Origin of the sequence: Xanthomonas cannabis pv. cannabis (assembly GCF_000802365.1) — a bacterium.
Classification (GTDB): domain Bacteria; phylum Pseudomonadota; class Gammaproteobacteria; order Xanthomonadales; family Xanthomonadaceae; genus Xanthomonas; species Xanthomonas cannabis.
Map to the genome: position 1 here is coordinate 1 of NZ_JSZE01000113.1, position 11,141 is coordinate 11,141.

Consider the following 11,141-nt stretch of genomic DNA (forward strand, 5'->3'; position numbering starts at 1 on the left):
GTACCTGGTCGACGGCGCACCCAAGGCCAGCACACCGCCAGTGTTCATCTACAACACCGGTGAGAACCACTGGGACCGCCTGCAAGCCTGGCCGCGCAGCTGCGCCAAGGGCTGCGCGGCGGCGAGCCGGCCGCTGTACCTGCAGGCCGGTGGCAAGTTGTCGTTCCAGGCGCCGGCAGCCGGGCAGTCCGGCTTCGAAGAGTACGTCTCCGACCCGGCCAAGCCGGTGCCGTTCGTGCCACGCCCGGTGGATTTTGGCGACCGCAGCATGTGGACCACCTGGCTGGTGCACGACCAGCGCTTTGTCGACGGCCGCCCGGACGTGCTGACCTTCGTCACCGAGCCGTTGACCGAGCCGCTGCAGATCGCCGGCGCACCGGAGGTACATCTGCAGGCGTCCACCAGCGGCAGCGACAGCGACTGGGTGGTCAAGCTGATCGACGTGTATCCGGACGAGATGGCATCGGACCCGAAGATGGGTGGCTACGAGTTGCCGGTGTCGCTGGCGATCTTCCGCGGCCGCTACCGCGAGAGCTTCAGCACGCCCAAGCCACTGGCGGCCAACCAGCCGCTGGCGTACCAGTTTGGTTTGCCGACTGCCAACCACACCTTCCAGCCGGGCCATCGGGTGATGGTGCAGGTGCAGTCCAGCCTGTTCCCACTCTACGACCGCAACCCGCAGACCTACGTGCCCAATATGTTCTTCGCCAAGCCGGGCGAGTATCAGAAGGCCACGCAACGGGTGTACGTGAGCCCCGAGCAGCCCAGCTACATCAGTCTGCCGGTGCGTTGACCGCACGGGCGCCGCGTGCCGGCTGCGCCCAGCTGTCTTCCAGCAGTTGCGGGCGGCAGGCCACCCAGGCGGCGGCCAGCTGCACCAGGATGCAGATCACCAGGAACACGAACGGGGAGGTCCAGCCGCCGCGGTGGGCGTGCAGCCAGCCGAACAGGAACGGTCCCAGGCAGCTCATCGCATAGCCCATGCCTTGCGAGAACCCGGACAGTGCGGCCGAGCCGGCCGCGGTGCGGCTGCGCTGGTTGACCAGCACCAGCGCCAGCGGAAAGGTGCTCGGGCCCAGGCCGAGCAGGGTCACCCACAGGATCGGCGCGGCCAGCGGTGCCCACCACAGCCCGGCGAACGCGATCAGATGACAGGCCGCGCACGCCAGCACGATCGGGAAGGGGTTGCGCATGCGCACCGCCAGCGCCGGCATGGTCAGCGCACCCACCATGCCCAACGCCGCGAACAACGCCACCATGGTGCCGCCGAAGGCAGGCGAGGCGCCGGCTTCGCGCAGCAGCGTGGGCAACCAGGTGAACATGGAATAGGTGACCAGCGACGTCATGCCGAAGGTGACCGCCATGCTCCAGCCCAGCGCGGTGCGTGCGACCCGACCCTCGGCCTCCGGGGTCGGGGTGACCGGCGCCGGGCCGGTGGCGCGCAGGCGACCCTGGCTGGCATGCACCAGCGCCCACGCCGCCAATGCCAGCAGCGCCGGCATCACCCACACCACCATCGAGCTGCGCCAGCCCAGCGCATCGGCCACCGGCACCGCCAGCAACGCCGGCAGCAAGGTGCCCACCTGCAGCACGGTGATGTACAGCGTGCTGACGCGACCCACGCGGTCGCCGAAATAACGTTTCACCAACGGCGGCAGCACTACGTTGCCCATGCCCATGCCGGCCAGCGCCACCAGCGAGCCGAGCAGCAGCCCGGTGGTTCCCGGCAACAGCGGCCGCAAGACCATGCCAAGCGTCGCCAGCGCCATCGACAACAAGGCAGTACGCAGTAAGCCGATGCGACGCAACACCGCCGGGGTCGCCACACCGGTCAATGCAAAGGCAGCGGTGGGCAACATGCCCAGCGCCCCCATCGTCGGTGCACCGAAGGCGTATTCGTCGGCGATGCGCTCCAGCAGCGGCGTCAGCGAGGTCACCGCAGTGCGCAGGTTGAAGGCCGACAACAAAATGGCAGCCAGCACCAGGCCGCGACCACGCAATTGGGCGGACGAGGAAGCGGCGGCGGTGACAACAGACATGACAGACCATCCGCACCGTGCACATGCGTGCGACGGCGCCTGAAAACACAAAACCGGCACGAGGCCGGTTTTGTGTTTTGAAACTGGTCGGGGAGACAGGATTCGAACCTGCGACCTCTACGTCCCGAACGTAGCGCTCTACCAGACTGAGCTACACCCCGAAGGAGCCGCGTATGTTACATAGGGAATGCGGAATCGGCAAGCATCTGACGCAATTATTTTTACTGCGGCGATTGGATGCGCTCGGGCTCGCGTGCTTCGAACCACATGCCGTTGAGCACTGCGGCCAGTGCCGCCAGGCCGGTACCGAGAATCCAGGCGAAGTACCACATGATGTTGCTCCTCGAATCGTTGCGAAAGTGGGATGGCGAACGCGGCGGCGCCATTGCGCTGGTGACGCCGCGAGGAAGTGAGATGAAGCGCCTGCGCCGCGAACCGGGCAGTCATTGCCCGGCTGCGTAGCGTGAAGCAGTTGCCGCGTGCGAGCGCAACGGGCCGCTACCGCATCACGCCGCACCGCCGTGGTTGACGTCAGTCGGGTGGGTGGCCGCCCTCAATACGCATTGGGGTTGGCCGACAGTTCGTCGTCGGTGACCTTGCCCCTGAGCACGCGATACACCCACGTCGTGTAGGCCAGGATGATCGGCATGAACACGGTGGTGGCCAGCAGCATGATCCACAACGTGAGCCGGCTGCTGGAGGCATCCCACAGCGTCAGGCTGGCGCTCGGTGCAGTGGAGGAGGGCAACAGGAACGGGAACAGCGCAAGGCCCACGGTGAAGACGATGCCCACGATGGCGCTGCCCGAGGCGATGAAGGCCAGGCCACCACGCCGCACGCGCAACAGCACGGCGCTCATGGCAAGCCCGAGCAGCCCGACCACGGGGGCCAGCAAGGTGGCCGGCATGCTGCTGTAGTTGTGCAGCCAGCCGCCGGCGGCGGTGAGTGCAGCGGTCTTGGCCAGTGGATTGGTCTGCGCGTCGGTCGCCAGCACCGAGGTCACCGCATAGCCGGGCAGGCCAAGCGCGACCCAGGCACCGGCCGCGGCGAACACGCCCGCTGCAATCAGCGCCGCGATGCTGCCAAAACGCGCCGCACGCTCGGCCACCGGGCCATCGGTCTTGAGCACCAGCATGGCCGCACCATGCGCAACCAGCATCGCCACGCTGAGCACACCGGCCAGCAACGCGAACGGCGTCAGCAGCCCGAACAGGTTGCCCGTGTAGTACGTGCGCATGCTGTCGTCGAAATGGAACGGCACCCCCAGCAGCACATTGCCGACGGCCACGCCCATGATCAGCGCCGGGATGAAACCGCCGACGAACAGCGCCCAGTCCCAGTTGTTGCGCCAGCGCTGGCCGACCAGCTTGCCGCGGAACTTGAACCCCACCGGGCGCAGGATCAGCGCAAACAGGATCACGAACATCGCCAGGTAGAACCCGGAAAAACTCACCGCGTACAGGGGCGGGAACGCGGCGAAGATGGCTCCGCCGCCCAGGATCAGCCACACCTGGTTGCCCTCCCAGACCGGGCCGATGGTGTTGATTACCAGCCGGCGTTCGGCATCGTTGCGGGCAACCAGCGGCAGCAAGGTGCTGACGCCCAGATCGAAGCCGCCCATCACCGCGTAACCGGACAGCAATACGCCAAGCAACAGCCACCAGATCACGCGCAATGTGGTGTAGTCGAGCAAGATGAAATCCATGGTGTCTCTCCTGGCTTACGGGGCGCCGCCGGCCAGCGCGCCGGTGCTCAATGGGGCATTGGGTGAGGCGGCGTGGGGCGAATCGCCGTGCGGCGATGGGGTGCCTTGGGCCGGCGGGAACATCGCATCCGGTCCCTTGCGGATGGTCTTCAACGACAGCTTGATCGCGATGACCAGCAGCGTGGTGTACAGCGCGGTGAACCCGACCAGCGTCATCACGATCTCATACAGATCCAGCCCGGATGCGGCGTAGAACGTGGGCAGCACGCCTTCCACCGCCCACGGCTGGCGGCCGTACTCGGCCACGAACCAGCCGCATTCGATCGCGATCCACGGCAGCGGCAACGTCCACAGTGCCAGGGTCAGGAACCAGCGTTTTTCCTGGAAGTTGTGCTTGCACGCAAACCAGAACGCCACGGCAAAGAAGGCGATCAGGTAGATGCCGATGGCCGCCATGATGCGGAAGGTCCAGAACAGCGGCAGCACGCGTGGCACCGTGTCCATCGCGGCCTGGGCGATCTGCTCGGGCGTGGCGTTGCCGATGTCGTCGCGGTAGCGCTTGAGCAGCAGGCCGTGGCCCAGGTCCTGCCAATGCGCATCGAAGACCTTGCGTGCTTCGGCATCGTTCTTGTCGGCGCGAATGCGTTGCAGTGCGCCGTAGGCGATCTGGCCACCGCGGATGCGGTGTTCGGCACGGCCTACCAATTCAAGAATGCCTGGAATCGGCTCATCCAGCGAGCGCGTGGCGATCAGACCCATCAGGTACGGGATCTTGATTGCGTAATCGTTGCGATGGGTGGTCTGGTTCGGAATGCCGAACGCAGTGAAGTCGGCCGGCGCAGCTTCGGTTTCCCACATCGCCTCGATCGCGGCCAGCTTCATCTTCTGGTGCTCGTTGGCGGCGTAACCGCTTTCATCGCCCAGCACCACCACCGACAGCGACGACAACAGGCCAAACGCGGCGGCCACCGCGAACGAGCGCCGCGCCATCTCCACATGCTTGCCGCGTAGCAGATAGAACGCGCTGATCGACATCACGAACACCGCACCCAGCACGTAGCCCGCACTGACGGTGTGCACGAACTTGGCCTGCGCCACCGGGTTGAACAGCACGGCGACAAAGTCGACCACTTCCATGCGCATGGTGTCCGGGTTGAACACCGCACCGGCCGGGTTCTGCATCCAGCCATTGGCGATCAGGATCCACAGCGCGGAGAAGTTGCTGCCCAGCGCCACCAGCCAGGTGGTGATCAGGTGCTGCACCTTGCTCAGGCGGTTCCAGCCCAGGAAGAACAGACCAAGGAAGGTCGCCTCCAGGAAGAAGGCCATCAGCCCTTCGATCGCCAGCGGTGCGCCGAAGATGTCGCCGACGTAGTGGCTGTAATAGGACCAGTTCATGCCGAACTCGAACTCCATCACGATGCCGGTGCCGACACCCATGGCGAAGTTGATGCCGAACAGCACGCCCCAGAACATGGTCATGCGTCGCCAGATCTGCTTGCCGGTCATGACGTAGACGCTTTCCATGATGCCGAGCAGGAACGACAGCCCGATGGTCAGCGGCGGAAAGATGAAGTGGTACATCGCGGTGACTGCGAACTGCAGCCGCGACAGTTCGACAACTGTCGAGTCGATCATGGCGGGGTGGCCTGGTTGAGAATCGGTAGTGGATGTGGCGGATCATCTGCTCCTGCCGCGCCCGGCGCGTTGATCCAAATCAATGCGGCCCCGATGAGCTGCGGCACAATGCCCATCCCGCAGTGGCGGGTGGCGACTTACAATCGCTTGCAGTGAGCAGTCTTCGACCGAACTGATGTGAGCCAGCCCAGCGTGCGAGCCAGCGAAACACCCGCCCAGCGCCGCCAGCGCGGCCAATGGCTGGATGCATTGGCCGCACCCGCCGCACGTGCACGGCGGCTGGCCGGTGTGGCCGTGGCGCTGTCCGGGGTGCTGCTGCTCGCGCAGTCGGCCGCGATTGCCTGGTTACTGCAGGCCGTGCTGGTGCGGCACCTGGCCGTGGCGCAGCTGCGCGACGTGGGCATCGGCCTGCTGGTGGCCGTGCTCGGCCGCGCACTGCTCACCGCCTGGGCGCAAGCGCTGACCGGCGAGGTGGCCGATGTGGCCAAGCGCGCGCTACGTGCACGCATCGCGCGTCGTCTGGTGCAGCACGGGCCGGTGTGGCTGCGCCGGCAACGTAGCGGCGAGCTCGGCGAACTGAGCCTGGCGCATACCGATGCGCTGGAAGGGTATTTCGTCGGCTATCAGCTGGCGCGGACCGAGATGCTCCTGGTGCCACCGCTGATCCTGATTGCGGTGTTTTCAGTCGATTGGGTGGTGGGCCTGGTGCTGTTGCTGACCGCGCCGTTGATCCCGTTGTTCATGATGCTGGTGGGCTGGGGCGCCGAGGCCGCCGGCCGCGAGCAGCTGGGCGAGCTGGCACGCATGGGCGGGCATTTCGCCGATCGTCTGAAGGGCCTGGGCCTGCTGCGCGTGTACGGCCGCGGCCAGGCGGAATTGCGCGGGATTGCCGCCGCCGCCGAGGGCGTGCGCGAGCGCTCGCTGAAAGTGCTGCGCATCGCGTTCCTGTCGTCCACCGTGCTTGAGTTCTTCGCGTCGGTGAGCGTGGCAATCGTGGCCTTGTACTTCGGCCTGAGCTATCTGGGCATGCTCGACCTGCATGGGCTGCCGTCCCTGGGCGCGGGCATGTTCTGCTTGCTGCTGGCACCGGAATTCTTCGCGCCGCTGCGACGTCTTGCTGCGCATTACCACGACCGCGCCAATGCGCTGGCAGCGGTGGCCGAAGCCGAGCGACTGCTGGAAGGCGTTGACGCCGAGCCGGCGCCTGCCGGCGCGCCGCCGCCACGTCCACTGGAGCCGGCGCAGGCGCGTGCGCCGCTGCTGCAGGTACGCGATCTGGCGTTGCGCCCGCCGGGCGCGCCGCATGCGGTGGTGACGCAGTGTTCGCTGGCGTTGCAGCCCGGCCAGCGCGTGGCGTTGATCGGTGCCAGCGGCAGCGGCAAGAGCACCTTGCTGGAGGGCCTGGCCGGTTGGTTGACGCCGGAGGCGGGCAGCGTGGTGCTGCGCCCCGGCACGCGGGTGGGCTACGCCACCCAGCGGCCCTACCTGTTTCACGGCAGCATTGCCGACAACCTACGCCTTGCCGACCCGCAGGCCAGCGACGCGCGGCTGCTGGCGGTGGCCGATGCGGCGCAGGTGATGCGGTTTGCCGCGCAGCTGCCGGCCGGCCTGGACACGGTGATCGGCGAACGCGGCTTCGGCCTGTCCGGCGGCGAGGCGCGGCGCGTGGCCTTGGCGCGGCTGCTGTTGCGCGAGCCGGACCTGCTGCTGCTGGACGAGCCCACCGCCTTTCTCGATCCGGACACCGAAGCGGAGCTGCTACGCACGTTGGGCGTGTTTGCGCGCGGCCGTGCAGTGGTGCTGGCCACGCATAGTCCGGCCGTGATGCGCTGGGCCGACACGGTGATCGATCTGCACGGCGCCAGCGTCACGGTGGAGCAGCCATGAGCGACCCACGCCACGATCGTCTGCGCGATGTGTTTCACCGGCATGCATGGCGCCTGCTGCTGTCGGCACTGCTGGTGCTGGTCACCGCGCTTGCCGGGGTGGGGCTGCTGGGCCTGTCCGGCAGCTTCCTGACTGCCGCGGCCCTGGCCGGCGTGGCCGGCATGGGCGCGGGCTTCAATTTCTTCTCGCCCTCGGCGGGCATTCGCGCGCTGACCTTTGCCCGCATCGTGTCGCGCTACGGCGAAAAGGTGATCGGGCACGATGCGACGCTGCGCATTGCGCGCGATCTGCGCGTGTGGTTCTTCCGGCGCGCGCTGCCGCTTGCGCCGGGCCGGTTGTCGGCCACGCGCACCGGCGATCTACTGGCGCGGTTGATGTCCGACATCGGTGAGGTGGACGGTCTGAGCGTGCGTGCGCTTGCCCCGCTGAGCGCACTGCTCGGCATCTGGCTGGCCGGGCTGGTTGCCGCTGCGCTGATCTACCTGCCTGCCGCGCTGCTGTTGCTGGTGCTCGGCGTGCTGATCGGCGGGCTGGTGCCGTGGCAGGTTGCACGTGGCGGCGCACGACGCGAGCGGCTGCGTGCGCAGCAGCGCACGGTGCTGCGCACGCAGGCGTTCGAAGGGCTGGAGGGCGCGGCCGATCTGGCCGCCATCGATGCGCACGGCGCCTGGCTGCAGCAGGCCGATGCCGCTGCCGCCGACGTGGTGCAGGGCGATCGCCTGCAGCGCCGGCACCTGATTGCCGGCACAGCGTTGCATGCGGCGTGCGGCGGCATCGGGCTGGCCGGCATGCTGTGGCTAGCGCTGCACGCTGCCGAGCGCGGGTTGATTGCGGCCGAACTGGCGGCAGGGCTGGTGTTCCTGACCATGGCGCTGCTGGAAGTCTGGGCCGGTGCCGGGCTGGCGCTGCAGGCGTTGCAGAGTGCGCGCGTGGCCGCCAGACGCCTGCAGGCCATCGTCGATCAGGCACCCTCGGTCAGCGATCCTGCGCAGCCCGTCGATGCGCCGGTCAGCGGCACGCTGCAACTGCAGCAGGTGTCCTTCGCGTGGCCGGGCGGCGTGCGTCCGGTGCTGCAGGCGCTGGACCTGACCCTGGCGCCCGGCGAGCGTATCGCCATCAGCGGCGACAGCGGCAGCGGCAAGAGCACCTTGTCGGCCCTGCTGCTGCGCCTGTGGGACCCGCACGCCGGGCAGGTGTGCTATGCCGGCATCGAACTAAAAGCCTTCGCGCAGGCGCAGTGGCATCGGCGCATCGCCTGGCTGCCGCAGAACGCGCCGGTGTTCGCCGGCACCGTGCGAGACAACCTGGCCATCGGCGATGCCGATGCCGACGATGCCGCGCTGTGGGCAGCGCTGGATCAGGTGCGTCTGCGCGACTGGGCCACCGCCCAGGATGGCCTGGACACCTGGGTTGGCGAAAACGGCGCCACGCTCTCCGCAGGCCAGGCGCGCCGCCTCGCGCTGGCCCGCGCGCTGTTGCGCAATGCACCGATCCTGCTGCTGGACGAACCCACCGACGGCCTGGACGTGGACACCGCACACGCCTTGCTGCTCGATCTTGCCGCCGTACTGGGTGAGCGCAGCCTGGTGATGATCACCCACGACAGCGTGCCCGCCGGCGTGGTGCATCGGCACTACCGCATGCGGGGCGGAGTGCTGCAACCGCTGGGGTGAGCCGTCGGACGAGCGGTGCGTCATGCGCCGACAGGACACAGGTCGACGACACGCCTTAGCTCGTCAGATACACCGCCCAGGCCAGGGCCGCGGCGTTCGCCAGCGCGCTGACCCAGAACGCGATCTGGAACGAGGTCTTTACGGTCTTGTGCCGGAACAGCGACTGCGCCAACAGCGCGCCGGGCCAGCCGCCGAGCAAGGCGATGGCATGCAGGGTCGCTTCCGGGGTGCGGCGCTGGCCGCGCGTGGCGGCGGTCTTGTCCAGCCGATAGGCGATCAGCGCGGCAATGCTCGTTACCGCGTACCAGAGCGCAATCGCAGCCGGTAGCCGGTCTGCGAGCACCAGGCCGAGCATGCCGACCGCGAACAGGCCGGCCAGCAGCCGGCGCGGCAGTGCGCTGCTGGCGGTTTGCGAGGGGCTTGCTCTGGCTCTGGAAGTGGCTCTGGACCTGGCAATCAGCAGGCGTCCAGGAAGTCGCGGACTGCCGGGCCGAAGCGGGCGAAATCCACCAGGAAGGCATCGTGGCCCTGCGGTGAATCCAGGCCGAGGAAGCGGGCATCGGCGCCGCCTGCGCGCAGGCCCGTGGCAATCTGCTCCTGCTGCTGCACCGGAAACAGGATGTCGGTATTGGCGCCGATCGACAGCGCACGCGCAATGCGGATGTTGGCCAGGCCGGCCAACACTTCGGCGTCGGTGGACACGTCTGTGGACGCGATGCTGCTGTGCGTGTCGACGGTCCGCATCGCATCGACCGGGGCCGTGTCCACGGATTCGGCCAGGTCGAACCAGTCCATCGAGCGGCTCAGATACAGATAGCAGTTGGGGTCGAAGAAGCGCACGAAACGGCGCGCATGGCCTTCCAGATAACTTTCCACCTGGAATTCCAGGCCAAACGGGTCGTCGGCGGCCTGTTCGGAATCCAGCCGCACCCGGCCGAAGCGACCATCCCACTCCAGTGCCGAGCGATACGTGATCACGCCAAGCTTGCGCGCCATGCGCATGCCCGACTCCGGGTAGTGCATGTCGTCGTAATTGCCGCCATTCCAGTGCGGGTCCAGCCGGATCGCTTCACGTTGCAGCGAGCGGATGGCGATGGAAAACGGCAACGCCTGCGCGCTGCCGGAGATGTTGATGTGATTGCGTGCAATGCCCGGATGGCGCAGCAACAATGCCAGTGCCGTCATGCCGCCCATCGAGTTGCCGATCAGGCAGGCCAGCTGGATGATGCCCAGTGCGCGCACGACATCGGCGGCTGCATCGGCCACGTCTTCAATCGACAGGTCCGGAAATGTCAGCCGATACGGCTGCCCGGTCGCCGGATCGATCGACGCCGGCCCGGTGGAGCCCTTGCAGCTGCCCAGCGAATTGACGCACACCACGAACCAGCGGGCGGTATCGATCGGCTTGCCCGGCCCGACCATCGCGTCCCACCAACCCGGCTCGGGATTGGCCTGGTTCGCTGCAGCGTGCGCGTTCGGCGACAGGCCGGTGACGATCAGGATCGCGTTGCTGCGATCGGCGGCCAGCGTGCCCCAGGTCTCGTACGCCACGCGTGCCTGATGCAGCACGCCACCGCGTTTCATCGGAAACGGCGAAGGCAGTGCGTGGTAGAGCGTGCCGGGAGGAATGAATTCAGTCATGTCGCAATTCTATCTGCCATGGGATGCGCTGGGTGCAGGGTGGGAATTGGGAATTGGGAATCGGGAATTGAGATGGGACTTGGTTTGGGCTTTTGCGTGGTGTGATGCCGCTCTTTAAAGCGCGTGAGCTGCAACTTGGTTGCAGGGCCCTTGCCCGCCCACCATCGCGGGACACGCTGCAAGTACGTCCATGTAGCTCCTTGGCGGCATCCATGCCGCCAAGGGTCCCGCGACGGCGGGCGGGCAAGGACCAGTGGAGATGGTCGGTCTGCATGGATTTCAACAGCGACTAGCAAGCTGCGACGCGGTGTCTTTGCCTTTCAACAAAACCACCAGCCAACTGTCTAGCGTGGTGTCCTCGCCGATTGCGGGACCGTTGGCGGCATGGATGCCGCCATCGAGCCCCCATGGACGGGTTGACGGCGTGTCCCGCGAGCGGTGAGGGCACCGCGCCCCCGACCAGGCTTAAAGATCGCCAAGCGCTTGCGATACGAACATTTCAGGCGTCTCAACCTGATTGCTCGCTATGGACAGATCAGGCAGAGAGCGGATCATCTG

At 67.2% G+C, this 11,141-nt stretch carries 9 protein-coding genes and 1 tRNA gene; 3 read left to right on the top strand and 7 right to left on the bottom strand.

All coding sequences use genetic code 11. The annotated features are described in order from the left end of the window. Positions 1-793: CocE/NonD family hydrolase (locus OZ10_RS16720; RefSeq protein WP_039566027.1), on the top strand; the 793-nt coding region annotated here is incomplete at its 5' end. On the opposite strand, the gene OZ10_RS16725 is transcribed toward OZ10_RS16720, so the two are convergent. The 5 genes from OZ10_RS16725 to OZ10_RS16745 form a co-directional block, all read right to left on the bottom strand. Further along, positions 774-2,000: a CynX/NimT family MFS transporter gene (locus tag OZ10_RS16725; RefSeq protein WP_039414269.1), complete on the bottom strand. Its 1,227-nt coding sequence runs from the start codon at positions 1,998-2,000 to the stop codon at positions 774-776. The two genes, OZ10_RS16720 and OZ10_RS16725, sit on opposite strands and share 20 nt — an antisense overlap. A gap of 123 nt (positions 2,001-2,123) precedes the next feature. Further along, positions 2,124-2,200: transfer RNA gene (locus OZ10_RS16730), tRNA-Pro, on the bottom strand. A gap of 60 nt (positions 2,201-2,260) precedes the next feature. Then, positions 2,261-2,371, bottom strand: coding sequence for a cytochrome bd-I oxidase subunit CydX (gene cydX, locus OZ10_RS16735; RefSeq protein ID WP_039414271.1), 111 nt, complete (start codon positions 2,369-2,371; stop codon positions 2,261-2,263). A gap of 221 nt (positions 2,372-2,592) precedes the next feature. Then, complete coding sequence (gene cydB / locus OZ10_RS16740) at positions 2,593-3,744, bottom strand: cytochrome d ubiquinol oxidase subunit II (protein ID WP_039566029.1); 1,152 nt, start codon at positions 3,742-3,744, stop codon at positions 2,593-2,595. 15 nt (positions 3,745-3,759) lie between these two features. Next, entirely contained in the window at positions 3,760-5,382 is a 1,623-nt protein-coding gene (locus OZ10_RS16745; protein WP_039566031.1) for a cytochrome ubiquinol oxidase subunit I, read from the bottom strand. A 177-nt stretch (positions 5,383-5,559) separates the two neighbouring features. On the opposite strand from OZ10_RS16745, the gene cydD reads away from it, so the two are divergent. Then, on the top strand, positions 5,560-7,269 hold the full coding sequence (gene cydD, locus OZ10_RS16750) for a thiol reductant ABC exporter subunit CydD (RefSeq protein WP_039566032.1): 1,710 nt from the start codon (positions 5,560-5,562) through the stop codon (positions 7,267-7,269). Next, complete coding sequence (gene cydC, locus OZ10_RS16755) at positions 7,266-8,942, top strand: thiol reductant ABC exporter subunit CydC (RefSeq protein WP_039414283.1); 1,677 nt, start codon at positions 7,266-7,268, stop codon at positions 8,940-8,942. The genes cydD and cydC overlap by 4 nt, the downstream gene beginning before the upstream one ends. A gap of 55 nt (positions 8,943-8,997) precedes the next feature. On the opposite strand, the gene OZ10_RS16760 is transcribed toward cydC, so the two are convergent. After that, the gene (locus tag OZ10_RS16760; RefSeq protein ID WP_039414286.1) at positions 8,998-9,297 is read right to left on the bottom strand and encodes a DUF1294 domain-containing protein; all 300 of its coding nucleotides are present in this window, start codon (positions 9,295-9,297) and stop codon (positions 8,998-9,000) included. 101 nt (positions 9,298-9,398) lie between these two features. Then, entirely contained in the window at positions 9,399-10,583 is a 1,185-nt protein-coding gene (gene metX, locus OZ10_RS16765; RefSeq protein ID WP_039414288.1) for a homoserine O-acetyltransferase MetX, read from the bottom strand. Positions 10,584-11,141 lie beyond the last annotated feature (558 nt).